24 protein-coding genes are annotated in these 25,395 nt (G+C 67.5%); 10 read left to right on the top strand and 14 right to left on the bottom strand.

Annotation, left to right across the window (positions count from 1 at the left end; genetic code table 11):
• On the bottom strand, positions 1–1,596 hold the full coding sequence (locus tag ASC94_RS23330) for an SEL1-like repeat protein (RefSeq protein ID WP_056401326.1): 1,596 nt from the start codon (positions 1,594–1,596) through the stop codon (positions 1–3).
• 466 nt (positions 1,597–2,062) lie between these two features.
• Between ASC94_RS23330 and ASC94_RS23325 the strand changes: the two genes are divergently transcribed.
• The 10 genes from ASC94_RS23325 (at position 2,063) to ASC94_RS23280 (ending at position 11,926) form a co-directional block, all read left to right on the top strand.
• Complete coding sequence (locus ASC94_RS23325; protein WP_056401323.1) at positions 2,063–3,139, top strand: porin; 1,077 nt, start codon at positions 2,063–2,065, stop codon at positions 3,137–3,139.
• A gap of 220 nt (positions 3,140–3,359) precedes the next feature.
• The gene (locus ASC94_RS23320) at positions 3,360–4,655 is read left to right on the top strand and encodes a porin (protein WP_056401321.1); all 1,296 of its coding nucleotides are present in this window, start codon (positions 3,360–3,362) and stop codon (positions 4,653–4,655) included.
• Positions 4,656–4,752: 97 nt separating this feature from the next.
• Entirely contained in the window at positions 4,753–5,427 is a 675-nt protein-coding gene (locus tag ASC94_RS23315) for a DUF484 family protein (protein ID WP_056401318.1), read from the top strand.
• 4 nt (positions 5,428–5,431) lie between these two features.
• Positions 5,432–6,376: a tyrosine recombinase XerC gene (locus ASC94_RS23310; RefSeq protein ID WP_056401315.1), complete on the top strand. Its 945-nt coding sequence runs from the start codon at positions 5,432–5,434 to the stop codon at positions 6,374–6,376.
• A 121-nt stretch (positions 6,377–6,497) separates the two neighbouring features.
• Positions 6,498–7,559, top strand: coding sequence for a GTP-binding protein (locus ASC94_RS23305; RefSeq protein WP_056401313.1), 1,062 nt, complete (start codon positions 6,498–6,500; stop codon positions 7,557–7,559).
• Between the two features lie 125 nt (positions 7,560–7,684).
• Positions 7,685–8,137: an RNA polymerase-binding protein DksA gene (gene dksA, locus ASC94_RS23300; RefSeq protein ID WP_056401310.1), complete on the top strand. Its 453-nt coding sequence runs from the start codon at positions 7,685–7,687 to the stop codon at positions 8,135–8,137.
• A 144-nt stretch (positions 8,138–8,281) separates the two neighbouring features.
• Complete coding sequence (locus ASC94_RS23295) at positions 8,282–9,700, top strand: STAS domain-containing protein (RefSeq protein WP_056401307.1); 1,419 nt, start codon at positions 8,282–8,284, stop codon at positions 9,698–9,700.
• A 129-nt stretch (positions 9,701–9,829) separates the two neighbouring features.
• Positions 9,830–10,378, top strand: a complete 549-nt coding sequence (hslV, locus tag ASC94_RS23290) for an ATP-dependent protease subunit HslV (RefSeq protein ID WP_056401304.1) — start codon at positions 9,830–9,832, stop codon at positions 10,376–10,378.
• The gene (gene hslU, locus ASC94_RS23285; protein ID WP_056401301.1) at positions 10,375–11,712 is read left to right on the top strand and encodes an ATP-dependent protease ATPase subunit HslU; all 1,338 of its coding nucleotides are present in this window, start codon (positions 10,375–10,377) and stop codon (positions 11,710–11,712) included. The genes hslV and hslU overlap by 4 nt, the downstream gene beginning before the upstream one ends.
• A 19-nt stretch (positions 11,713–11,731) precedes the next feature.
• Entirely contained in the window at positions 11,732–11,926 is a 195-nt protein-coding gene (locus ASC94_RS23280; RefSeq protein WP_056401298.1) for a hypothetical protein, read from the top strand.
• 204 nt (positions 11,927–12,130) lie between these two features.
• On the opposite strand, the gene ASC94_RS23275 is transcribed toward ASC94_RS23280, so the two are convergent.
• From ASC94_RS23275 to ASC94_RS23215, 13 genes are read right to left on the bottom strand one after another with little or no spacing between them, the layout of a single operon-like run.
• Positions 12,131–12,667 carry a type II secretion system protein N gene (locus ASC94_RS23275; RefSeq protein ID WP_056401294.1) on the bottom strand — a complete coding sequence of 179 codons (537 nt, stop codon included), beginning with the start codon at positions 12,665–12,667 and terminating at the stop codon, positions 12,131–12,133.
• A 2-nt stretch (positions 12,668–12,669) separates the two neighbouring features.
• Positions 12,670–13,890 carry a type II secretion system inner membrane protein GspF gene (gene gspF, locus ASC94_RS23270; RefSeq protein ID WP_056401291.1) on the bottom strand — a complete coding sequence of 407 codons (1,221 nt, stop codon included), beginning with the start codon at positions 13,888–13,890 and terminating at the stop codon, positions 12,670–12,672.
• A 5-nt stretch (positions 13,891–13,895) separates the two neighbouring features.
• A complete protein-coding gene (gene gspE, locus ASC94_RS23265) occupies positions 13,896–15,317 on the bottom strand; it encodes a type II secretion system ATPase GspE (RefSeq protein WP_056401289.1) in 1,422 nt (473 codons plus the stop codon).
• A complete protein-coding gene (gene gspD, locus ASC94_RS23260) occupies positions 15,317–17,518 on the bottom strand; it encodes a type II secretion system secretin GspD (RefSeq protein WP_056401286.1) in 2,202 nt (733 codons plus the stop codon). Before gspD ends, gspE begins: the two co-directional genes overlap by 1 nt.
• Before the next feature lie 9 nt (positions 17,519–17,527).
• Positions 17,528–18,304, bottom strand: coding sequence for a type II secretion system protein N (gene gspN, locus ASC94_RS23255; RefSeq protein WP_056401284.1), 777 nt, complete (start codon positions 18,302–18,304; stop codon positions 17,528–17,530).
• The gene (gene gspM, locus ASC94_RS23250) at positions 18,301–18,843 is read right to left on the bottom strand and encodes a type II secretion system protein GspM (RefSeq protein ID WP_056401281.1); all 543 of its coding nucleotides are present in this window, start codon (positions 18,841–18,843) and stop codon (positions 18,301–18,303) included. The genes gspN and gspM overlap by 4 nt, the downstream gene beginning before the upstream one ends.
• Entirely contained in the window at positions 18,840–20,108 is a 1,269-nt protein-coding gene (gene gspL, locus ASC94_RS23245) for a type II secretion system protein GspL (protein WP_056401278.1), read from the bottom strand. Before gspL ends, gspM begins: the two co-directional genes overlap by 4 nt.
• A 28-nt stretch (positions 20,109–20,136) precedes the next feature.
• Complete coding sequence (gspK, locus tag ASC94_RS23240) at positions 20,137–21,177, bottom strand: type II secretion system minor pseudopilin GspK (RefSeq protein ID WP_229417381.1); 1,041 nt, start codon at positions 21,175–21,177, stop codon at positions 20,137–20,139.
• Positions 21,177–21,854 (bottom strand): type II secretion system protein J, encoded by a 678-nt coding sequence (locus ASC94_RS23235; protein ID WP_056401274.1) that lies wholly within the window; start codon positions 21,852–21,854, stop codon positions 21,177–21,179. Before ASC94_RS23235 ends, gspK begins: the two co-directional genes overlap by 1 nt.
• Positions 21,851–22,237, bottom strand: coding sequence for a type II secretion system minor pseudopilin GspI (gene gspI, locus ASC94_RS23230; protein WP_056401271.1), 387 nt, complete (start codon positions 22,235–22,237; stop codon positions 21,851–21,853). The genes ASC94_RS23235 and gspI overlap by 4 nt, the downstream gene beginning before the upstream one ends.
• A gap of 2 nt (positions 22,238–22,239) precedes the next feature.
• Complete coding sequence (gene gspH, locus ASC94_RS23225) at positions 22,240–22,722, bottom strand: type II secretion system minor pseudopilin GspH (RefSeq protein WP_056401267.1); 483 nt, start codon at positions 22,720–22,722, stop codon at positions 22,240–22,242.
• A gap of 9 nt (positions 22,723–22,731) precedes the next feature.
• Positions 22,732–23,178, bottom strand: a complete 447-nt coding sequence (gene gspG / locus ASC94_RS23220) for a type II secretion system major pseudopilin GspG (RefSeq protein WP_056401264.1) — start codon at positions 23,176–23,178, stop codon at positions 22,732–22,734.
• Between the two features lie 60 nt (positions 23,179–23,238).
• Positions 23,239–25,386, bottom strand: coding sequence for an amidohydrolase family protein (locus ASC94_RS23215; protein ID WP_056401261.1), 2,148 nt, complete (start codon positions 25,384–25,386; stop codon positions 23,239–23,241).
• Between the last annotated feature and the right edge of the window lie 9 nt (positions 25,387–25,395).

Below are 25,395 nucleotides of genomic sequence, written 5' to 3'. Positions count from 1 at the left end.
TCAGGCCGGCTGCAGGCCGTCCGCGCCGCCGCGCCCGCCCTCTTCCGGCAACCAGGTCTTGAGCCGGTACAGGCGCTGGCGGTAATTGCCTTCCGGGCCGTCCAGGCCGGCGTCGAGCTTGTCGAACAGCCGGCTGATGCGGTCCAGCGCTTGGCGCTGCTGGGCGTTGCGCACCAGCACCAGGCGGCGCTTGCCGCGCCCGTAGCTGGCGCGGATGTCCACCACCAGGCAATGGCCGCGGTCGGCGGCCTTGACGTCCAGCAGCAGCGCCTCGGCGCGGCTCAGGCCGAACCACCCCGCCAGTTCCACGCGCGCTGCCAGCAAGGGCTGGTTGCCCAGCAATTCCCGGCTCACGCCCGGCAGGCTGGCAGCCCAGCCGCCGCCATCGGTTTGCGGCGCAATGCGCTGCAACGCCGCGCGCGCCTCCTCGCTGCCCTGGGCGGCAGCCTTCTGCAGCCAGTACGCCGCGCGCACGTCGTTTTCCTCGCCGCCGCGGCGGGTGCGCCAGGCGTGGATGCCGCATTCGAGCTGGGCCGCGCTGTGGCCCATGTCGGCCGCGCGCTCCAGGCAGGCTTGCGCCTCGCTCACGCTGCGCTGCGAGAACTCCGGCTTGATGTAGATGCGCGAAAGCGCGAACCAGGCGTCGGCCAGGCCCTGCTCGCCGGCCTGGGTCAGCCAGCGGATGGCGCGCTTGAAATTGACCGCCGCGATGCCGTCGCGCACGCGCTCGCCGTCCCGGTTCATGCGCGCAAACCACAGGCCCAGCGCCAGCTGGGCGGTGCGGTCGCCGCCGTGCGCGGCCAGTTCGCGGCAGCGCAGCTCGGTGCCGTCGCCCTCCATGTCCTCGTCGGCGTAGGCGTCCACCTGCGCCAGCGCCTGCGCGCAGCGCGCCAGCAGCTGCACCTGCTGCGGCGCGGCCTGCCAGCTGGCGTTGCGGGCCGCCTCGGCGTCCGGCGGCGCCTCGCGCAACAGCTGGCGCACCAGCGGCAGCGCCTGCTCCAGGAAGGCTGCGCGGGACAGCTTGTCCCAGGCCTCGTCCAGCGCCACGTAGGCCAGGGTGTTGATGGGAACGGGCGGCGCGGCCAGCGCGGCCTCGGCCGGCGCGGCGGCCGCCTTGGCGGCGGGCAGGGGCTGCTGCTGGGCCAGCAGGCGCAGCGCATCCGGCAGGCCGGCGCGCACTGCCGCGTCGAGCGCCTGCATGGCCTTGGCGCGCAGCGTGCCGCCGGCTGCCACGCCGAGGGCGCCCAGCGCCCCCAGCGCGCCGGCGGCGTCCGCGTCGCCGGGCGGGGCGTTCAGCACCAGCTGGGCCAGCACCAGGCCGGCCGGCAGCACGCCGGCTTCCCACGCCCGCTCATACCAGGGCAGTACCGCTTCGCGGCTGTGCTGCGCGTGTTCATAGCCGACATGGCTGCCGATCAGGCGCCACGCCTCGTCGCGCCCCTGGATGGCGGCGCGGTGCAGCCAGTGCAGGGCGGTGGGCGGGCTTTGCGGCAGGCTGGCGCCGCCGAACAGGTAGAGTTTTCCCAACGCCAGCTGGCACTGGGCGTCTCCGGCGCGCGCCCCTCTGATCATTACTAGTTCTTCACGATTTGCCATCGTTCCACTATTAATATGATTCATTCAAGAAAAACGCTGCGTTCCTACCAGGCCGGCCAGGCACCAGGTGGCTTGTCACGAGCTTGATCTTGCCACATTCCAACTACGACAGTAAGGCCAAGTGTAGTTTTAATACCAATCGTATTCCCTGTTAATTGCTAAGTGTTTGATATTACTCAAGTAATACGGCAGCACATTCCGTGTACGCTGAATAGCAATCCATTACTAAGCGAAAGGAAACCTTGCTCGACTGCATGCAATGGACAGCCATACAAGCGTTTCAAAAATACAACACGAAACCACATTTTTTTGGCTTTCGACCAATACTGGGCCTCATAATCGACCAATCCTCCACCGTAGCCGCGGGCAGCTATTAAGGTTCAGACCAGACGAGTGTCGAGTGAGCGCACTTCACGTTTTAGCGATTTGATCGATTAACTAAAAGTTAACCAAAAAGGAAGAACAAATGAAAAAATCATTAGTGGCCCTGGCACTCATGGGCGCCTTCGCTGGAGCCCATGCGCAATCGTCCGTCACTATTTACGGCACCGTCGATGCCGGCGTTTCGAAAACCACCGGCACCACTGCCCAGATCGGCAAACGCGACAACAACAAGCTGGGCTTCCGCGGCGTGGAAGACCTGGGCAGCGGCCTGAAGGCCCTGTTCCAGCTGGAGATCCGCTACGAGCCGGACACCGGCACCATTGAGAACACCAGCGGCGCCAACAGCCGTCCGCTGTTCCAGGGCCAGAGCCGGGTCGGCCTGCAAGGCGACTTCGGTACCGTGCGCCTGGGCCGCGGCCTGACCCCGTTCCAGGAAACCTCCACCGCCTTCGAGCCATGGAGCGGCGTGCCTGCCGTGGCCGGCTACCAGACCAACCTGCAGGTGGCGGGCTACAGCAGCGATCCGCTGGCGCCGCCGGGCTCGTCGGGCAACCGCTTCTCGAACGCGGTCTGGTACAACACGCCCGTGGTGAACGGCTTCCAGCTGAACGTGGCCGTGGCCGCCAAGGAAGCGCTGGGCAACACCACCGCCATCATCGGCCGCGGCACCGCGCTGGCGCCGCAGTACACCGTCAACGCCCTGCCATCGGCCAACCCATGGGGCGCCAGCGCCACCTACACGCTGAACCAGTTCGCCGCCTACGCCGCCTATGAGCGCAACGCCATCGAGACCAAGCTGTGGTCGGTGGGCGCCTCGTTCAAGCCGATGCCGGCCCTGAAGCTGATGGCCTCGTACCAGAAGCAGGACATGGACCATACCGTGGTGGCTGGCGCGGCCAACCACGAAACCGATGCCTGGATCGTGGGCGCCAACTACACCATGGGCCCGGGCAAGCTGCTGCTGGGCTATGGCCAGAAGTCGCCGGACCGCATCCTGAAGACCAAGCAGGCGTCGATCGGCTACGAGTACAACATCTCGACCCGCACCTATATCTACTTCGACCTGTCGAACAAGAAGACCCCGCTGCCGGCCACCACGGCCACCGTCAACGACAGCACGGTCAACCACTACTCGGTCGGTATCCACCACAATTTCTGACCGCCGGACCCGCCATGCGCCAGCGCGCGTAGCACCGAACGGACCTGGCAGCAGGTCCGTTTTTTTTGCCTTGTGACTTTTTCGCAACTGTGACCGCAGAAGCCAGCATGGCTTTCTGTACAAGGTTGGATTGCCGTGTCATATTGGTTGCACCGAATTAGTACGCACGTACTATTTTGAGAATAACAAAAAATACACATATAAATCTTTTGGAGACTGCATGAAAACTAAACTGCTCGCAGCCGGTATCGCCGCCTGTTTCGCCGTGCCAGCCATGGCACAATCCTCGGTCACCATTTACGGTATCGCCGATGCCGGCGTCATGTATGTGAAGAACGGCGGCCAGGACGCCAAGACCAAGCTGGTCAGCGGCATCGCCGACGGTTCGCGCCTCGGCTTCCGCGGCATCGAGGACATGGGCGGCGGCTACAAGGCCATCTTCAACCTGGAAGCGCGCGTGGAGCTGGACACCGGCCGCCAGCAAACCGGCAACCTGAGCAGCAATCCGACCTTCGCGCTGACCGAAGGCCTGAACTTCACCGTGCCGGCAGCGGCAGGCGGCGCAGCCACGGCCGAGAAGCTGCGCGCCGGCGTGCAGGCTGCGCTCAACCCCGCCATCAACGTCAACATCAACAACGCGCTGTTCGACCGCACCTCCATGGTCGGCCTGGTGACGCCGGTGGGCGCGGTGCTGCTGGGCCGCATGTACACCCCGGGCTATGAAGTGCTGAACGCCGGCGACGTGTTCGAATCGGGCACGGCGGCAGGCTGGGGCGGCATCGTGGGCGGCACCGGCGGCCTGCTGACGGCCGGCATCGCCATCCGTTCCGACAAGTCGATCCAGTACCGCATGGAACTGCCGAACGGCCTGAAGGCGTCGGCCATGTACGGCACCGAGAAGTCGGGCTATATCGGCATGGACAAGCGTTCCTGGGGCGCCAACGTGCGCTACGTGGCGAACGGCTGGGACGTCGGCCTGGCCCACAACCACGGCACCGACCAGGTCGGCGCGCGCGGCCTGGTGACCACCACCTTGGCCGGCTCCTACGCCTTCGACAACTGGAAGCTGTTCCTGGGCGCCCACAAGCAGAAGAACGAGAACTCGGTCATCATCCGCTACGCGGGCGACCTGCTGGCGCCGACCTTCGCCGCCTTCCCTGCTCCGCTGAGCACGCTGCTGGCCGGCCAGGCCAACGCCGCGCTGAAGCGCAACTTCCTGCTCGACGCGATCAGCTACCAGGTCGGCTTCCACTACAAGGTGGGCGCGGGCCGCATCATGGCTTCCGTGGTGCGCCAGGACGACAAGCGCGCCGACGCCAGCGACGCCACCCAGTACGGCCTGGGCTACGACTACAACCTGTCCAAGCGCACCGACGTGTACCTGGTGGGCGCCTACATCAAGAACGAGAACGATGGCCAGTACGCGCTCGGCGCTGCCAGCGCCTCGGGCGGCTTCACCGCGAAACCGGGCCAGTCGAGCAAGGGCATCCAGGTCGGCATGCGCCACCGCTTCTAAGCCGGCGTTCCACGCCACACCGAAAGACGCCCGCGGGCGTCTTTTTTACTGTGGCGTCGGTTAGAATGTGCATTGCTCTCAACCCACAAGCTGAACAATGGATGCCACCGCCGTACTGCAATACCTGACCGACCACCCGCACTTCTTCGAAGAGCACGCCAGCCTGCTGGGCGAGGTGAAACTTTCCAGTCCGCTGACCGGGCGCGCCGTCTCGCTGCAGGAACGGCAGATGGAAGTGATGCGCGACAAGTACAAGGCGCTGGAGCTGCGCATGGCCGAACTGTCGCGCCACGCCAAGGAAAACGAAACCATCGCCGGCCGCTTCCACAGCTGGACCCAGGCCCTGCTGCAGGTGCGCGAGGACGGCGCCATGCCGCGTGTGCTGGCCGACAGCCTGAAGAGCAGCTTCCACGTGCCGCAGGCCACGCTGCGCCTGTGGGGCGCCAAGCCGGACTACGCGGAGCAATGGTTCACCGCCGGCGCGTCCGACGATGCGCGCATCTTCGCCAACAGCCTGATGGCCCCGTACTGCGGCGCCAACAACGACTTCGAGGCGGTGCGCTGGCTGGAAGACGCGGGCCACGTGCAGTCCACCGTCATCATCCCGCTGCGCAAGCCGGGCAGCGGCGCGCCGGCCGGCAAGGCGGCCACCTTCGGCCTGCTGATCCTGGGCTCGCCCGATTCCGAACGCTTCACCTCGCTGATGGCCACCGACTTCCTGGTCCACATCGGCGAAACGGCCAGCATTGCGCTGGCCCCGCTGCTGGCCTGAGGCCATGAGCGCGCGCAGCAAGGCCGAGTGGGTCCACGCCTACGCCGAGCAGCTGCGCACCCAGCGCAAACTCTCTCCCCACACCCTGGACGCCTACCGGCGCGACCTGGCCGAGCTGGCCGCCCTCAGCGGCGAAACGGCCTGGACCGCGCTGACGCAGGCCGACCTGCGGCGCTACGCCGCGCGCCTGCACGGCAAGCAACTGGCGCCGCGCTCCATCGCCCGCAAGCTGTCCGGCTGGCGCGGCTTTTTCGACTGGCTGGCCGGGCAAACCGCGCTGGCCGCCAATCCGGTGCAAGGCGTGCGCGCCCCCAAGCGCGCCAAAGCCCTGCCCAAGGCCCTGTCGGTGGACGACGCGGTGCGCCTGGTGTCCACCGCGCCGCGCGCGCACGCCGCCGGCGGCCCCGACGCGGCACTGGCGCCGGCCGAGCTGTGCAACCAGGCCATGTTCGAACTGCTGTATTCGAGCGGGCTGCGGGTGTCCGAACTGGTGGGGCTGGACTTGCACTACAGCAAGGATGCGCTGGGCTGGCTGGAACAGGGCAACGCCGACGTGACCGTGCTAGGCAAGGGCAACAAGCGCCGCACGGTGCCGGTGGGCCAGGCCGCCATGGCCGCGATCGCCGCCTGGCTCAAGGTCCGCCCGGCGCCCGCCGACGGCAGCGCCGCGCTGTTTACAGGCGCGCGCGGCACCCGCGTATCGGCGCGCACAGTGCAGCTGCGGCTCAAGGCGCACGGGGTGGCCACCGGCGCGCCATCGGGCGTGCACCCGCACATGCTGCGCCACTCCTTCGCCTCGCACGTGCTGCAATCGTCGGGCGACCTGCGCGCGGTGCAGGACATGCTGGGCCACGCCACCATCGCCTCCACCCAGGTGTACACGGCGCTGGACTTCCAGCACCTGGCCCAGGTGTACGACCAAGCTCATCCGCGCGCCAAAGTGAAGTAATACAAAGTAAAGTAAGCATGCGCTGCATCAAGGCCGGGGTTTGGCCGATGCGGCGAAATTCCGGCATAATCGCTCGATCCCGGCCCAGGGGGCCACATAACTACTGATCGGCTAGCTGAACATGGCAATGATACCTACCACCATCCTGACCGGCTTCCTCGGCGCGGGCAAGACCACCCTGCTCAACCGTATCCTGCAGGAAAGCCACGGCATGCGCATTGCCGTCATCGAGAACGAGTTCGGCCAGGAAAACATCGACAATGAAATCCTGGTGCAGGACAGCAAGGAACAGATAGTCGAGATGAACAACGGCTGCATCTGCTGCACCGTGCGCGGCGACCTGATCGTGGCGCTGTCGAACCTGGCGCAGAAGCGCGCCGCCGGCGAGCTGCACTTCGACCGCGTGGTGATCGAAACCACCGGCCTGGCCAACCCCGGCCCGGTGGCGCAGACCTTCTTCATCGACGATGAAGTGGGTAGCCACTACATGCTGGACGCCATCGTCACCGTGGTAGACGCGCGCCACGCCATGCAGCAACTGGACGACAACGAGGAAGCGCAGCGCCAGGTGGGCTTTGCCGACAAGCTGCTGCTGTCCAAGACCGACCTGGTGGACCAGGCCGTGCTGGACGAGCTGCTGCCGCGCCTGAAGCGCATCAACCCGCGCGCGCCCATCAGCCAGTCCAACTTCGGCAGCGCGCCGATCTCCGAGGTGCTCGACCTGAAAGGCTTCAACCTGAACGAAAAGCTGGAGCTGGACCCGGACTTCCTGGCCGCCGAAGCGCACGATCACGACCATGCCCATGACCATGCCCATGACCATGAGCACGAGCACGGAGAGCACTGCAACCACCCTAGCCACGATCACCACCATGGCCACCACACGGACGACATTGCCGCCTTCGTCTTCAAGAGCACGCGCCCGTTCGACAGCGCCAAGCTGGACGAATTCCTGGGCGGGCTGGTCAACGTGTACGGTCCTCGCATGTTGCGCTACAAAGGCGTATTGTTGATGCAGGGCGCCGAACGCAAGGTGTTATTCCAGGGCGTGCACCAGCTGATGGGCAGCGATCTGGGCGCCAAGTGGGCCGAAGGCGAAGAACGTGGCAGCAAAATGGTATTTATTGGCAAAAATCTACCGAAAGACATCTTTATTCGCGGATTGGAACAATGTTTGGTATAAACTAACCGGGTTTTGTGGGGTGCCGGTTAGCAACTAGGTAAACGACTTAGGTGCCGGCGCGGTTGCCGAATTCATCGCGCAACTGATAATTTGAAAACTCTGTCGTATCGAAGGTAAGCGAAGTGATGACTAAAACTAATAAATCGACCCCCGCCGCTATCGAAGAAGTCCGCCTCCTCACGGAAGAAGAAATTCTGAAGATGGGCGAAGCAGACTACATGAACCCGGCGCAAATGGCATTTTTCAAGGCCAAGCTGCAAGCCCTAGAGAAAGAGCTGCTGAAAAATGCCGGCGAGACGACCGAACACCTGCGCGAAACCGTGCTGGTGCCGGACCCTGCCGACCGTGCCACCATCGAGGAAGAGCACGCACTGGAACTGCGCACCCGCGACCGCGAGCGCAAGCTGCTCAAGAAAGTGCAGCAATCCATCGTCGCCATCGACAACAACGAATATGGCTGGTGCGAAGAGACTGGCGAACCGATCGGCATTCCGCGCCTGATCGCCCGTCCTACCGCCACCCTGTCGCTGGAAGCACAGCAGCGCCGCGAACTGAAGCAGAAGCTGTACGGCGACTGAGCCGGCCGCAGCAGCAGCCTCCCCGGCGCATGGGCGCAGGCGGACGGCTCACCCCGAAAAAGCATGCCGCCCGCGCCGCATGCTTTTTTTGTTTTCTGCCTTGCTCTTCGGCTACACTGAGAGTCCAGCATAGCGAGGAACGCCGTGGGCCTGTTTTCCCTGTTCAAGAAAGGCAAGCCGGAGACTGCCGCCGCCACCGATGGCGACGACGACGCCGCGCGCCTGGCAGCCAACAGCGAAGCCCAGCGCGCCGCCGCCAACAGCCAGCTGCAGCGCGACATTGCGCGCGCCACGGCCCTCAAGATCGACGCCATCGAAGCAGCCATGGAGGCCGACATCTTCAACACCCCGGAACCGGCCTGGGGCAGCCGCCCGCCACGGCCGGCCGCCGCGGCCCCGGCGCCCGGCGCCAGCGCCGACCTCGCCGGCGGCCCCGACACCCTGCCCCTGCTGGACGCCAGCACCACCCAGCTGCTGGCCGACGATGAAATGCCGGCGCCCGCCGCCGCCGAATCCAGCGCGCCGGTGGTGGAAGAAAGCGCCCTGCTGTACGCCAACGGCCAGGCCGCCCTGGCCGGGCAGATGCTGGGCGCCGCACTGGCCGAGGCCGGCGCGTCCGGCCTGGGTGCGCAGCAAGACCGCACGGTATGGTGGCTGCTGTTCGACCTGTACCAGGTGCAGGGCTTGCAGGAACAGTTCGACAGCCTGTCGATCGACTACGCCAGCACTTTCGAGACCTCGCCGCCGGCGTGGCGCGGCCCGGGCGCCGCACCCGCGATCCCGGCCCTCCACGGCAGCGCCCCCGCCGCCGCAACTGGCGCTGCCGCCCCGGCCGCCTACGCCGGCATCACGCCCACCGTGGCCTTCGGTCCGGCGCTGGACGCGGAGGCCGCCGGCGCCATCGCGCGCCTGACCGCGCTGGACGGCGCCGCACCGCTGCGCCTGGACCTGAGCCGCGTGGCCGTGGCGGACGCGGCCGGCTGCGCGCTGCTGCTGGCCGCCCTGCAAAGCCTGCAAAAACAGGGCCGCGAACTGATCGTGGTGGCCGCCGCCGAGCTGGCCGCGCTGCTGCAAAGCGGGCTGGCAGTGGGCCGCCGCGACGACGGCGAAGCGCCCTGGCTGCTGCTGCTGGAACTGTTGCAGCTGCTGCAGCGCGAGAAGGATTTTGAAGAAGCCAGCATGGATTACTGCGTCACCTTCGAGGTGTCGCCCCCGCCCTATGCGCCGCCGGCGCCGCAGCAGGTGGCCATGGCCGCGCGCCTGGCCGCGCCTGCCGGCGCCGCATCCGACCGCTTCCTGCTGCCGCCGCTGGTGGACAACAACTGCGGCGCGCTGCTGGACGCCATCAGCGACTACGCCGCCCGCTATCCGGCCCTGGTGTTCGACTGCTCGCGCCTGGCGCGGCTGGACTTCGGCGCCGCCAACCAGCTGCTGGCGCGTCTGCAACACCTCGCGCAGGACGGCAGAAGAGTAGAATTCCGGGAAGTGAACCACCTGGTGGCAGCGCTGATGCGCCTGCTGGGCTACGCCGGCCTGGCGCGCATTTTCGCCCACAAGTACTAGGGCGGCGATCAAGGCAGCGATGAAGGCAGCGGGGCAGCGCCGCTGGCCCGTCTTGCAATTGTCCAGCCAGACCCCATGTCAGGGGCTGGCGCCCGCATCAGCGTCGAGCGTCACTACTTTGAGGTCAACATGGAACAATTTCACGGCACCACCATCCTGTGCGTGCGCCGCGGCAGCCAGGTCGCGCTGGGCGGCGACGGCCAGGTCACCTTGGGCAACATCGTCATGAAGGGCACGGCCCGCAAGGTACGCAAGCTGTACCAGGGCAAAGTGCTGTGCGGCTTTGCCGGCGGCACCGCCGACGCCTTCACCCTGCTGGACCGCTTCGAAGCCAAGCTGGAAAAACACCAGGGCAACCTGCTGCGCGCCTCGGTCGAGCTGGCCAAGGACTGGCGCACCGACCGCGTGCTGCGCCGCCTGGAAGCCATGCTGCTGGTGGCCGACGCCACCTCCACCCTGGTCATCACCGGCAACGGCGACGTGCTGGAACCCGAAAAAGGCATCGGCGCCATCGGCTCGGGCGGCACGTACGCCCAGTCGGCCGCGCTGGCCCTGCAGGAAAACACCGAACTGACGCCGGCCGAGATCGTGAAGAAAGCGCTCACCATCGCCGGCGAGCTGTGCATCTACACGAATATGTCCCACATCATCGAAACGCTGGACGGGAAGGCAGAATGAATATGACTCCGCAAGAAATCGTCGGCGAACTCGACAAGCACGTGGTGGGCCAGGGCAAGGCCAAGCGCGCGGTGGCCATCGCGCTGCGCAACCGCTGGCGCCGCCAGCAGGTGGAAGAGCCGCTGCGCCACGAAATCACGCCCAAGAACATCCTGATGATAGGCCCCACCGGGGTGGGCAAGACCGAGATCGCGCGCCGCCTGGCCAAGCTGGCCGACGCGCCCTTCATCAAGATCGAAGCCACCAAGTTCACCGAGGTGGGTTACGTGGGGCGCGACGTGGACACCATCATCCGCGACCTGGTGGACATCGGCATCAAGCAGACCCGGTCGGCCGAGATGGCCAAGGTGCGCGCGCGCGCCGAGGACGCCGCGGAAGACCGCGTGCTCGACATCCTGCTGCCGCCGCCGCGCGACTTCGGCTTCGCCACCGCCGCGCCGGCCGACGACGCCAAGCCCGACAGCACCCGCCAGACCTTCCGCAAGCGCCTGCGGGAGGGCGAGCTGGACGACAAGGAAATCGAGATCGAACTGGCCGACACCGCGCCGCAGATGGAAATCATGGCCCCGCCCGGCATGGAGGAGATGACCGAGCAGATCAAGTCCATGTTCTCCGGCATCGGCGGCGGGCGCAAGAAGGCGCGCAAGGTCAAGATCAAGGAAGCCATGAAGCTGCTGCTGGACGAGGAGGCGGCCAAGCTGGTCAATGAAGACGAGATGAAGCAGAAAGCCATCCAGAACGTGGAGCAGAACGGCATCGTGTTCCTGGACGAGATCGACAAGATTGCCTCGCGTTCGGAAATGGGCGGCGCCGACGTGTCGCGCGCCGGCGTGCAGCGCGACCTGCTGCCATTGGTGGAGGGCACCACGGTCAACACCAAGTACGGCATGATACGCACCGACCACATCCTGTTCATCGCCTCGGGCGCCTTCCACCTGGCCAAGCCGTCGGACCTGATCCCGGAGCTGCAGGGCCGCTTCCCGATCCGGGTGGAGCTCGAATCGCTGTCGATTGCCGACTTCGAGCGCATCCTGACCTCGACCGACGCCTGCCTGACCAAGCAGTACGAAGCGCTGCTGGCCACGGAGGGCGTCAAGCTGGACTTCGCGCCGGACGGCATCACGCGGCTGGCGGAGATTTCCTACCAGGTCAACGAGCGCACGGAAAACATCGGTGCGCGGCGGCTGTACACGGTGATGGAAAAGCTGCTGGAAGAAATTTCCTTCAGCGCCAGCGAAGGCGGCAGCCAGACGCTGACCATCGACGCCGGCTACGTCAACGCGCGCCTGGATGCGCTGGCGGTCAACGAAGACCTGTCGCGCTACGTGCTGTAAGGAAAGGAGGGCAACGGCGATGGCAAACAAGGCCCTGGCGACGCGGCAAAAGATGCAGTTCCGCGTCGAACCCTCCCAAAAGCCGCGCAATCCCTACGCGGCGCTGGCCAAGAACCGCGCGGCCGGCCCGCACGCCAAGCCGGTCTCGGCCCAGCGCCAGGCCGCCAAGGCCGCCCTCAAGAAAATCGACCCCGCCCAATCCGACGACGACTAGCGGCCTGAGCCGCATTCCGCCCCACTTCGGGGTCAGACCCCGAAGTGGGGCGGAATGCGGCTGAGGCCGCCTTGTTGATACAGCGGATTTCCATCACGCGAACTTGTACTCTGGCATGAGCTGATTTGCCACGCCCTATGACAGAGCGGGCTGAGCCGCACTCGGGGTCAGACCCCGAATGGGGGAGAATGCGGCTCAGCTTGCTTATCGGGTTCCGCTGACGGGTGTAGGCATTTGGGGGGGCGGCTGTGGCGCCGGGGGGGCAGGCTGGGGCGCGGGCGGCGCCGGCTGCTGGACCGGCGGCATCGGCAGCGGCGCGGCGGTGGCGCTGGAGGAACTGGCGCTTTCCGGCGGCGGCAGGTCGAGCCGCTTCTGGATGCCGCCTTCGGACAGCACCACGTATAAGCCCTGCACTTCCTGTACTTTCACATTGCTGGCCACTTCGGCACCCACCGGGTAGGCCTTGCCGGGCTGGCCGTCCACCGCGATGATGGCCACGCTGCCGCGCCCGTTGGCGGCGGCCACCACGCCACGCAGCTGGTAGTTGCTGGCGGCGGCGACCGTGATGTCGCCGCCGAACAGGTTGCGCGCAGCCGCCACCGACGCTTCCGGCGGCGCCTGCATCGGCACGGCGGCCAGCGGACGCTGCTCGGGTTTGAACAGCAGCATGCCCCAATAGGCGCACGAGGCGGACAGGGCCACCACGGCCACAAAACTTGCTACGACAGGCAGACGATTCATGTTCAATGCACCAGCTGGTTAATTTCGATAATCGGCATCAGCACCGCCAGAACAATCAGCAGCACCACCAGGCCCATGGCCAGGATCAGCGCCGGCTCCAGCAGGCCGGCGATGGTGAGCGTGCGCCGTTCCAGGTCGGCTTCCTGCGCGCTGGCGGCGCGGTTCAGCATGGCCGGCAGCTCGCCGGTGATTTCGCCGGCCCGTATCATGTGCACCAGCATGGGCGGGAAATGCTTCTGCGCCGACAGCGCACGCGCCAGGCTCACGCCTTCGCGCACCGCGTCGCTGGCTTCTTCCACCAGCTGCTGCATGGCGACGTTGGTCAGCGTGTCGCGGCTGGTTTCCAGCGCGCGCAGGATCGGTACGCCGGATCCGGTGGTGATGGCCAGGGTGCTGGCGAAGCGCGCGGTGTTCAGGCTGCGCTCGAACTTGCCGTATAGCGGCGCGGTCAGCAGCCAGGTGTGCCAGCGCGTCTTGAGCGCGATGTTCTGCAGCGCGCGCCGCCACGACACCCAGGCGCCGATCAGCAGCACCAGCACGATCAGGCCGTAGTTGCGCACGAAGTCGGATACGGCCAGCATGATCACGGTCAGCACCGGCAGCTTTTGCTTGGTGTTGGCGAACACCGAGACGATCTGCGGCACCACGTAGGTGAGCAGGAAGATCACGATGGAGAACGCCACCACGGTCACGATGGCCGGGTAGGTGAACGCCAGCTTGACCTTTTGCACCAGCGCGTTGCGGCGTTCGATGTAGTCGGCCAGGCGGGTGAGCACGCGCGAGAGCTGGCCGATCTGCTCGCCCGAGGCCACCAGCGCGCGGTAGATCTCGGCGAAGTCGCGCGGGTGGCGCGACAGCACTTCGGACAGCGCGGCGCCGCCGATCACCTCGGAACGGATGGAGGCGATCAGGTCGCGCACATAGGGCCGCTCGGCCTGTTCCAGCAGCGCCGAGAAGGCCTGCTCCAGCGGCAGGCCCGCTTCCAGCAGGCTGGCCAGCTGGCGCGTGAACAGCGCCAGCTCGGTGGTGGACAGGCGCTCGCCGAAGCCGCGCCGGGTGGCCTTGCCGCTGGCGTCCACCTGGGCCGAGATGGCTTCCACCTTGAGCGGCGTGAGGCCTTGCGCGCGCAGGTCGGAGCGGGCCGAGCGCGGGCTGTCGGCGTTGACCACGCCCTTCCTGGTGGCGCCGCCGGTGTCCACGGCTTCGTAGCGGAATGCGGGCATGGTCGCTAGTCCTTCGCCACGCGCAGCAGTTCGGCCTGCGTGGTGGTACCGTCGCGCAGCCAGCGTTCACCATCGTCACGCATGGTCTTCATGCCGCCGGCCTGCGCGGCCGCGCGCACTTCGGCTTCCGAGGCGCGGTTGTGGATCTGGGCGCGGATTTCTTCGGTGGTCCGCAGCAGTTCGTAGATGCCGACCCGGCCCTGGTAGCCCGTGTGGCCGCAATGCTCGCAGCCCACCGCGTGCCACTGCGCGCCGTCGAAGGTCTTGCAGGACGGGCACAGCTTGCGCACCAGCCGCTGGGCCAGCACGCCGAGCAGCGAGGACGACAGCAGGAAGGGCTCGATGCCCATGTCCAGCAGGCGCGTGACGGCCGCCGAGGCGTCGTTGGTGTGCAGCGTGGCCAGCACCAGGTGGCCGGTGAGCGAAGCCTGCACCGCGATCTGCGCCGTTTCCAGGTCGCGGATCTCGCCGATCATGATCACGTCCGGATCCTGGCGCAGGATGGCGCGCAGGGCCTTGGCGAAGGTCATGTCGATGCGCGGGTTGACCTGGGTCTGGCCCACGCCCTGCAGGTCATATTCGATCGGGTCTTCCACCGTGAGGATGTTGGTGGTGGTGGAGTTCACGCGCGAGAGCGCGGCGTACAAGGTGGTGGTCTTGCCGGAGCCGGTGGGGCCGGTCACCAGCACGATGCCGTGCGGCTGGGCGATCAGGCTGTCGAACTGCGGCAGCATGGCGTCGCTCATGCCGAGGTGCTGCAGGTCCAGGCGGCCGGCTTCCTTGTCCAGCAAACGCAGCACGGCGCGTTCGCCGTGGCCGGTGGGCAGCGTGGAGACGCGCACGTCGACCGGCTTGCCGCCCACGCGCAGCGTGATGCGGCCGTCCTGCGGCAAGCGTTTCTCGGCGATGTCCAGCTGCGCCATGATCTTGATACGGGAAATCAAGGAGCCGTGGATGGCCTTGCGCGGCTTGACCACGTCGCGCAGCGTGCCGTCCACGCGGAAGCGCACCACCGAGGTTTGCTCGAAGGGCTCGATGTGGATGTCGGACGCGCCTTCGCGCAGGGCCTGGGTGAGCAGCGCGTTGATCATGCGGATCACCGGCGCGTCGTCGCTCGATTCCAGCAAGTCCTCGATGGCCGGCACGTCCTGCAGCAGCTTGGTCAGGTCCAGGTCGGCGTCGAATTCGTCGGCCACCTGCGAGGCGTCGCCGCCGGCGCCGGCGTAGGCCTTGGCGATGGCTTCCTCCAGGTCGGCGCGGCCCAGGGTTTTCAGGTTGATGCGGCCGAAGCGGCGCGACACTTCGGCGATGGCGGCCGGCGCGGTGGCGCTTGAGACGTACAGGTCCACCGAGTGCTCGGCTTCCTGGCCCGGCTGGGCCAGCACCGAATAGTCGCGCGCGAAGGCGTAGGGCAGCAGGTTGCTCATTATTGCGGCTTGCCTTCAGCTGGCGCGGGCGCCTGGTTCGGATTGAGCTGGCCGGGCACCAGCGGCGGCACGGGCCGCGCCATCTGGCCGCTTCCCGGCGTCGGCTGGCCGTCCTGCAGGCCGGGCAGCATGGGCTGGCCGAGGTTCTTCAGCAGCGGTGTGTCGTTCGGCTTCACATCCTGCTGGGTGGCGCGCATGTAGTCGTAGCGGTCGGTGGCCAGGCTGGTGCTCTGGTCCTTGTTGCGGATTACCACCGGGCGCAGGAACACCATCAGGTTGGTTTTTTTACGGCCGCGCTTCTGGTATTTGAACAGGTTGCCGAGCACCGGGATGTCGCCCAGGCCGCGCACCTTTTCCACGTTGTCGTTGGCGTCGTCCGAGATCAGGCCGCCCAGTACCACGATTTGGCCGTCGTCGGCAATGATGTTGGTCTCGATCACGCGGGTCTTGAGCACGATGCCGCTTTCGGACGTGACGCTGGTGTCGATGCTGGAGCTCTCGTTGTAGATGGCCAGCTTGATGGTGCCGCCTTCGGAAATCTGCGGACGCACTTTCAGCGTCAGGCCGACGTCCTTGCGGTCGATGGTCTGGAACGGGTTGGTGCTGGTGCCGGAAGTGGTGGTGAACTGGCCGGTCAGGATGGGCACGTTCTGGCCGACGCGGATGGTGGCCAGCTCGTTATCGAGCGTGAACACGTTCGGCGTGGACAGGATGTTGGTGCCGCCCTCTCCTTCCAGCGCGTGCGCCACGGCGCCCAGGCCCAGCTTGCCGTTCGCCAGCTGCTTGAAGATACCGATGGTCATGCCGGCGCCCGGCAGCACCTTGCCGTCGCCCGCCGCGAGGCTGAGCAGGTTGTTGCCGGTGCCGCCGGCGAAGGAGGTGCCGCCGCCCACGCGGTAGGTGGAGCTGTCGTTGCCGCTCAGGCCCAGCCACTGCACGCCGAACTCGGAGGCCTTGTCGGCGCTTACTTCCACGATCAGCGATTCGATGTAGACCTGGGCGCGGCGCACGTCCAGCTGGTCGATCACGGCGCGCAGGTTGCGGTACACCGATTCCGGCGCGGTGATGATCAGCGTGTTGGTGGTGGCGTCGGCCTGGATGAAGCCGCCCGCGCCGCCCGCGTTGAGCTGGTTGCTGCCGCTGCTGGCGTTGAGCAGCGGGTTGGTGGGGCCGCTGCTGCCGGTGCCGCCGGTCATGCCGCTGCCGCTGCCGGTCATGCCGCCGCCGCCGCCGGCGCCGCCCTGCTGGGTGTTCAGGCCGGCCGCACTGGTGGCCTGGCCGGTGACGCTGCTGTCGCCCGACATCACCGAGCGCAGGGTCTGCGCCAGCTTGGTCGCTTCGGCGTTCTTCAGGTACACCACGTGCACATTGCCCAGCTGCGCGGTGGGCTGGTCCAGCTTGGCGATCAGCGACTTGGCCAGGTTGGCGCGCGCCACCGACGGCGCACGCACCACCAGCGAATTGGTGCGCGGGTCCGCCAGCACGCTCACGCGGCCGGAGTCGGCGCCGCCGCCGGCGCCCGGTTCGAGCAGCTTGGTGAGCATGGTGGCCAGGTCGCTGGCGATGGCGTAGCGCACCGGGATCACGTCCATGTCAGTGCTGGACGGCGCGTCCAGCGCGGCAATCAGCTTGCCCAGGCGCTTCAGGTTGTCCGCGTAGTCGGTGATGACCAGGGTGTTGTTGCCCGGGTTGGCGTTGATGGTGTTGTTGGGCGTGATGAGGGGACGCAGCACCGTCACCAGGTTGGCCGACGATTCATAATTCAGGTGGAATACCTGGGTGGCGATCTGGTCGCCCTTGAGCACCGCGCCGGAACCGATCTGGGTGGGCGTGGCCTGCAGCTTGGCTTCGGCCTCCGGCACCACCTTGGCGTAGCCGTCGCCGCTGACGATGGCGAAACCCTGCAGGCGCAGCGCGGAGGTCAGCAGCGCGAAGGCCTGGGTCTTGCTCATCGGGCCTTCGGACACCAGGGTCAGGGTGCCTTTCACGCGCGGGTCGATCAGGAAGGTGATGTTGGTGTAGTGGCCGACCGCCTTGATGACGGATTCGATGTCGGCGCCGACGAAATTGAGCGCGGCATCATCGCCGGGGGCGGCCCATGCCGGCGCTTGCGCGGTAAGCGCGGCGCAGCACAGCATGGCGGCCGCGCTCAGCTGGCGCAGCGTTGGACGTTGAGACTTGTTTGCGGACTGTTTTTTCATTATCTGTACTTATCTGAACTCTAACGCGATGATGTTCTTGCCGCCCTGGTTGGGGCGGCGCTGGCCCAGCAAATTCAACAAATTGCCCAGCGACTGCTCGTATCCGTCGGCCGCTTCGGCCTGCCCGGAAAACTGCAGGCGGCCGTTATTCAGGCTGCCTTTCCCGCTCAACAGCAGCGGCCCTTTCAGGGAACTCAGTTCCAACTGCGCCTGCTGGCCGCGCCAGTCCAGCGCCAGCTGGTAGCTGCCCAGCGGCTTCAGCGGCGACAGGCGCGAGGCCATGTCGGCCATTTCCAGCGTGGTGCGGCCGTTCACGTCCAACCGCTGGGCGGCCAGCGCCAGCTCCAGCGTGGTCCACGACAGCCGCAGGCGGCCGCTGGGCGCCAGTGTGTTGAGCGGCGCGCCCAGGCCTGCCAGGCCGTCGGCCGGCAGCAGCAGGGCCGAGGGGCTCAACTGCCACTGCTTCCAGCTGCCCTTGAAGCCGACCGGCTGCGCCAGCGCCTGCGGGTTGGCCAATTCCACGTCCACCATCCCCAGCAGCGACAGCGGCGACACCTGCCACGCGAACCGCCCCGGCAGCAGCGGCGTGACGGCGCCGTTGCCACTCGGCGCGCCGCCCACGAAGGCCGAGCCGCGCCACAGCGTACCCTGCGCGTCGCCCAGCGTCAAACGCCCGCCGGTGCGGCTCTCCACCAGGTCCGCCACCCAGGCGGCGGGGAAGAAGGCCAGCACCGTTATCAGCACACCCAGCAGCGCCGCCAGCAACCATAGCACGGCGCGCTTCATCGGCCCCCGCCGGCATTGTTCATGCCTTGTCCGGAAGCCTGGCGCAGCGTGATGCTGGCGTCCACCATGCCGGGCGTGGCCTGGCCGGTGACCACGGCTTCCTGCACCAGCACCGCGCTGTCGCGACGCTGCGCATCGAGCCAGGTGACCAGGGCCGCGAAGGGCACGCCCTTCACTTCCAGCTTGGCGTATTCGCCGGTGAGGTTGAGCGACTGCGGCTTGAGGCCGGCCGCGTTCAGGCTGGCGTTCAGCGCGTCGCGCGACATGGGCGGCGCCTGCACCGGCGGCCGGGCCGCCAGTTCGGCGGCGGTGCGGCCCATGGCCTTCAGTTCGGCCACGTCCTGGCGCAGCTGCGGCAGCGCCTTGCGCAGCCGTTCGCGGCCTTCCAGCGCGGGCGCCACGAACAGGCTGTACACCAGCGCCAGGCCCACCACGATGCCGCCAATGGCCAGCATGCGGCGTTCCTGCTCGCTGCGTTCATTCCAGAAGGCCGACGCGGTGTCGCGCAGCTGCTGGATCTTCATGGTCGCTTCGCTCATGCCTTGCTCCCTGCGGCGTTAGTGTTGGCGCCAGCTTTTACCTGCCACACGCCGGCCGCCGTTTCAGCCAGCTGCAGGCCGCGCGCCGACAAGGCGCCCTGCAGCTGCTGCAGGGTGGCGGCGTCCGCCGTATTGGGTTTGAGTTTGATCACCAGGCTGCGCTCGCGGTATTCCAGCGAGGCCACCACGTCGCGCTTGCCACTGGCGGCCAGCGCTTCGCCGAAGGCGGCGGCAATGGCGGTGAATTCGTCGGCGTTGACTTCGCCGCTGCCGGCCTTGGCGGCGGCGATGTTCATGCGCATCTGCGCGGCCGGGTCGCGGATCACGGTTTCCTTCGGATAGGCGGCGCGGAAGATCTGCACCATGGATTCGCGCAGCTCGCGCTCTTCGCGCTTCATGCGCAGCCATTCGATGTTCATGCCGGCCAGGTTCACCACCACCGCCAGCAGCGCCAGGCGCAGCGGCCAGCGCCAGCGCTGCCAGGCGCGCGACTGCGCGCCGCTCGCGCCCAGCCCGGCGGCCAGGTCGGGCGCCTGGCCGCCCTTGGCGCTCTTGGCGGCGGACACCCAGTGCTCCCAGCGGTCCGTTTCCAGTTCCACGTGGCTGAGGGTAGCGGCCAGCGGTTGGTACTGCTCCAGCAGCGCGGCAGGCAGGTACACCGTCAGCGGCGCGTCGCCGGCCAGCGCGCGCAGCATCTGCAGCGCGGCTTCCGGCTGCGGGCCTACGGTCAGGCCCATGCCGTCCTGCTGGCCCTTGCGCAGCGTCAGTTCCAGGCCGGCGTCGGTCTGGACCACGGCCGCCGAGGCACCGCCCGGCGCCAGCGGCAGGCACAGTTGCGCGGGCAGCGCGGAGACCGACTGCGCGCCTTGCGCCACCAGGGTTTTCACCAGCACGTCGAGCCAGCTGCGCTGCACCACGGCCACCGTGCGGTTGCTGCCGTCCTGGGTGGCGGTGAGCGGTGCCAGCGCCAGCACGCAGTCTGCCGGGTCGCCCAGCACCTGGTCTTCCACCAGCGCCGGCAGCGCGGCCTTCAGGCGCGCGTTCGACAGCGGCGGCACCGGCACGTGCAGCAGGGTGACGTCGGCGGCGGCCAGCAGCAGCACCACGCGCCGCGCCGAGGCCACCTGGTCGGCCAGGTTGCCGAGCGGGGAAGCGCCCTGCTGCATCACGTTGCCGCCGTCGCCGACCAGCGCGAAATGGCATGCGGGCGCAGCGCCGCCGTCGGCGGCCGCCCTGGCTGGATACCGGATGTATAAAGTCGTCAAAGAAGAATCTCGCTTTCGTTCATGCTACTCAAATTTCCCGTGTCCACAGCAGCGTTACAGCCTTGTTGCGGATGATCAGCGACTGCGCATCCAGCGCGGCCCGGTCCAGCCGCACCCGGCTTAGCACCAGGAAGTGGTCGCTCTTGACGCTTACGCTCACGCCCTGCGGCAGCTGCTGGCTGGTCTGCGTCGCCAGGTAGCTCTTGAAGTCGGCCTCCGAGTTGAACGGCGTGCGGCGCCGGAACTGCACCATCGTGGCCCCTTGCGACACCGAACAGTTTTCCACCAGCGCCGCCAGCACTTCGGCCGGCGCCGTATTCACATTCACCGGCGTGACACCCGGCAGCACGATTACGAAATCGCGCAGCTTTTCTATCATGGGCGGCGTAAAGCCTGTCACCGACAGCAAGTCTTCCACCCGGATCAGCTCCAGCGGTTCGCGGCGCGTGCCGTTGTTGCTGCCGGCCAGCCCCCCGCCGGCGGCTGCACCGGCACCGGCGCCGCCCGTGCCGTCGGCCGCCGCAGCCGTCGGTGCCTGGCTGCGCGCCACTTCCTCAGCCAGCGACTGCGCCAGGCTCGGATTCAGCTGCAGGTGCTGCAGCAGGCGCCGGAACACCTGCACCTGCGCCGCATCCGGCACACCCTTGGCCCCCAGGTTAGCCAGATTGTAACGTGCTTGCGCGTCGGTAATCTGCCCGGAGAGGGTGGCGTCGAATTTTTCGTTGGCCACGCGCTCGCGCTCGACGTAATCATCCAGCCGCGTTTCGGCCAGCGGCGTGGCCCAGGGGCCGGTCTCGGTGGTGACGGTGGGGTTGGAAATGCCGTCTTGCTGCAGGATCAGGCGCGCCCAGTCCAGCGCGCCGCGCATGATCCACTTGGTTTGCAGGTGCAGGCGCTGGTTCTCCATCGAGCGCACCTGTACCTGCTGCTGCCAGAACAGGCTGGCCACGATGGTGACGGCCAGGGTGGTCAGCAGCAGCGCCGTAATGACGGCGACGCCCGCCTGGCGCTGTCGGCGTACTTGGCGCACTTGGCGCGGCATGGCTTTCCCGGCTGCGGCGCGGCGCATCACTTCTCTCCCATCAGGAATACTTTGACCAGCGGCGCGGACTGGCCGTGCAGCTGCACCGTCAGTTCCAGGCCGTCGAAGTCCTGGGTGCTGGTGGTGGCCTGCGCGTCCTGGCCAGCCTGGCCGCCCTGGCCGCCTTGGCCACCCTGCACGCCCTGCACGCCCTGCACCGGCTGCCAAGCGCTGTCGCGCCAGCCGCGCACCGCCATGCTGTCCACGCCGCTCTGCAGCGGCACGGCCGGCGCGTTGTCGGTGTCGCCCACGGCGGCCGCCCACAGCGTGTCGAGCTGCACCAGGTCGCGCGTGGGCAGCGACTCGCGGCGCGTGAGCACGCCGTCGCGGATGCGGTAGGTAACCACTTGCAGGCGCGACGGCTCGCCTTCGGCCAGCACGGTGCGCACGAAGATCATGCGGCCGGCATCGGCCGCCAGGCTTTCGCGCGAGTGCAGCTGCTTGCGCAGCGCGCGCTGCTCCATGTCGCTTTGCAGCTGGGCGAAGGCGAGCTGGATGCCGCGCGTCTGCTCCATCTGCTCGGTGAGCGCCTGGCGCGAGCGGACGATGCCGTCCAGGCCGCGCCAGCCCAGCACCGCGACGATGGCCAGCACCGCCACCGCCACCAGCAGTTCGATCAGGGTAAAGCCGCGCGCGCCGCGCCGGCCCTGGATGGGGGCCGTCATTCCAGCAGCTTCAGTTGGACCAGCTTGATGATGAGGCGCTCCGGCTGTTTTTCATCGAACACGCTCACCTCCACCCGGCGCAGGCGCGGGTTGGGGCTGGCGATCACTTCTTCCTGGCACATCAGCTTCAGGTCGCCCTGCGGGCACTCGAAGGTGGACTTGCCGACTGCGGGGAACTGCTTGTTCAGGCTCAGTTGCACCAGCCGGTTCTCGGCCGACCAGGTGGCCATCATGGAGGCGCGCAGGCCGTCGCTGTTCTGCGTCAGGCTGCCGACCGCCCGCAGCGAGGCGCCCAGCGCGGTGCCGACGATCACCAGTGCCACCAGCACTTCCAGCAGCGTGAAGCCGCGCGCGCGGCGCGGGGTGGGCAGGTTCGGGCGCATATTCAGTCCACCGTAAAGTGGCCGATGCCGTCGGCGCGGATGGCGACGCTGACGTCGCCGCTGGCCATGGTCAGCACAAAGGGTTTGTCGACCGGTTCGCGGCCGAAGGTGATGCGCAGGGTATCGCCCGGCACCGTGGAGGCCGGGTCCAGCAGCAGGGTCACGGGACTGTTCTTGAACTGGCGTTCGCGCAGCAGGTCGTCCTGCTTGTCCTGCGTGATCGGTTCCCACACGCGCTGCTCGTTGCGCACCAGGAAGCGGTAGCTGTCCGGGCCGGCCTCAAAAGCCACCAGGCGGTTGCGCACGATGGCTTCGTCGCGCGCCAGCTGCAGCAGCAGCGCCACGCGCTGCGCTTCCTGCTGCATGCCCTGGCGCCGGCTGGGCGCCGCGTTGAGCGACACCAGCCCCACCGTGATGCCGGCAATGACCAGCACCACCAGCAGCTCGATCAGCGTAAAGCCGCGCTGTGGCCGGCGGGCGCCCATGGCGGAAGCTTAGTTGTCCCAGGAGCCGATGTCGGCATCGTCGCCGGTGCCGCCGGGCTGGCCGTCGGCGCCCAGCGAGAACACGTCGATTTCGCCCTTCAGGCCGGGCGACATCAGCTGGTAGGGATTACCCCACGGGTCTTTCGGCATCTTCTCCAGGTAGCCGCCTGCTTTCCAGCCGTTGGCGGCCGGTCCGGTGGTGGGCTTGGTGAGCAGCGCCTGCAGGCCCTGTTCGGTGGTCGGGTAGCGCTGGTTGTCCAGCTTGTACAGTTTCAGCGCCTGCATCACGGTGGCGATGTCGACCTTGGCGGCGGCGATTTTCGACTCGCCGGTGCGGCTCAGCAGCTTGGGCACAACCAGCGCCGCCAGCACGCCCATGATGACTACCACCACCATGATCTCGATCAGGGTGAAACCGCGCGCGCGCCGCTTGGCGGGGAGTGTTACGTTTTGCATAGTCAAGGACACTTTTCAGGTGAGAGTGCGGAAGTATAAGGCTTAATCGCGGCCGCAGGCTTAATCGTGGCGGTGGCCAGAAACGCCGATGCGCTGCAAGGCGCCCTCGTTGCCGCCGCCGGCGATGTTGCTCGACACCGGCTCCAGCTTCTTGAGCGCCGGGCCCGCCGTCACGAAGGGCTGGATGCCCAGCGCGCGGTCCACTTCGTGCGGATAGACCAGGAAGCCGCGCGTGATGACGGCAGCCACCTTGCGCACGTCGCCGATGTTTTTGGTGGGGTCGCCGTCCACCAGCACCAGGTCGGCCAGCTTGCCCGGCGCGATGCTGCCGCGCTCGTGGCTGGTGCGCGTGTACAGCGCGCCGTTGCGGGTGGCCACCTGCAGCGCCTGCGACGGCGTCAGGCCGGCCTGCACCAGCAGTTCCAGCTCGGCCTGCAGGGTGAAGCCGGCCAGTTCGTCGGTGCCGGCCACGATGGGCACGCCGGCGCGGTACAGCCGGCCCACGAAGTCCACCATGTGGGCATAGGACTGCTCGTAGCGTTTCAGCGTGGCCTCGTCCGCGATCTTCATGGTGCCGACGCGGAAGCCGCGCTGCAGGTCCGGCGGCATGTGCGGCGCGATGGCGGCGAACGGCGTGTTCATGTCGCCGTCCTTCTGCTTGAGGAAGGCGAAGGTGGCCAGGGTGGGGTCGATCACGGTCTTCTGCTTCGCCAGGCGGGCGATGAAATCCTTGACCGGCTTGGAATCGAACTTGAGCGCGGCGCTCTTATCGGCCGGCAGCACGAAGCGCTCCAGGGTGCGGGTCTCGGTCTCGGGCGTGGCCAGGAAGTTCAGCATCACCTGGTTGATGTGCTGGATCTCGTCGAAGCCCGCGTCCAGCGCCTCGAAGGCGCGCAGGCCGGCGGGGATGTGGCCGGATACGCGCATGCCGCGGCTGTGCGCGTAGGCCACCGTGTCCTTCAGGATGGCTTTCGGGAAGGAGTTGTAGATCTTCAGCTGCGGGTAGCCGTGCTCGGCGTACCAGTCGATGGCATTCTTCGCCTGCGGCAGCGTCTTTACCACGAAACCCAGGTTGGCCGAATAGGGGCTTTCGCCTTCCAGGAAACCGGCCGGCACCACTTGCGGCGAGAGCAGCGTACCGGCCGCCGTTTCGTCCATGATCTGCTGCAGCTGGGCGTTGTCATTGCCCATGTCGCGCACCGAGGTCACGCCGGCGGCGATATTCAGGCCGCCTTCCCAGCGGCCCACGTGGCCGTGCATGTCGAACAGGCCGGGCAGGAGCACGCGGCCGTCGGCGTCGATCTCGTTGACGGCGCCGCGCACCGGCGACCCGGCCGGCAGCACGGCGGTGATGCGGCCGCGCAGCACGTACACGTCCGAGGCCGGACCCAGTTTCGCTTTCTCGCTGTCGAACACGCGCGCGTTCTTCACCACCGTCAGCCCGTTGAGCGGATGCTGCAGGGTGGCGGCCAGTTCGGCCAGCATCTTCTGCTCGGCCTCCTTCTGCAGCGCGGCCAGCGCCGGGCCGTTGGCTTCCCAGCCCTGCTCGATGGCGGTGAAGGCACCGGGGATCACCACCGCGAACAGGCGCGGCTTCTCAGCCGTGCCGGCGCCGGTCGTGGCCCAGTAGAACTGCGGCGACAGGCCCAGGCCAGTTTGCGCCAGCAGCTGCACCGTGCGGCGTTGGCCGTCCAGGGTGACCTGTGCTTCGGCCAGCTTGCGCTGGGTCAGCGTGCCCGAGGGCAGCAGCGCCAGCTTGCCATCCGGCGCGGCGGACAGTGCGCTGATGGCGGCGGATGCCACTTCGAAGGAGTTGTTGAGGGGGACGTACATGGCCGGGCCGGCCACGGCCTTCTCGCCGCGCTCGGTGGTCGACTGCCACGCGGCCTTGCCGTCCTTGACGGAGAACTGCTCGTTGACCACGGCGCCGTACGTGGAGTTGCCCTGCACAGCGTAGCTGGCCATGGTGCCGTCGGCGTGGTAGCGGATCTGCTCCGTCAGCTCGGGGCCGCGGCCGTTGTTCTTGTAGATGAAGCGCACCTTGGTCAGGCCGTCGTCGCCGCGCTCGACCACCTGCTCGCCGGCCTGCTTGCCGTTCTCGGTGATGAGCACGTAACGCAGGGTCTCGGCGGCGGTGGCCGCAGTGGGGGCGTAGGCGGCAAAGGCCGAGGCTATCGCCATGGCCATGGCGGCGGGAAGTCGCTTCATCTGGGTCTG

Origin of the sequence: Massilia sp. Root418 (assembly GCF_001425265.1) — a bacterium.
Lineage (GTDB): Bacteria > Pseudomonadota > Gammaproteobacteria > Burkholderiales > Burkholderiaceae_D > Rugamonas.
The sequence above is the reverse complement of the archived record's forward strand: the minus strand, read 5'-3'. Positions and strand labels throughout refer to the sequence as shown.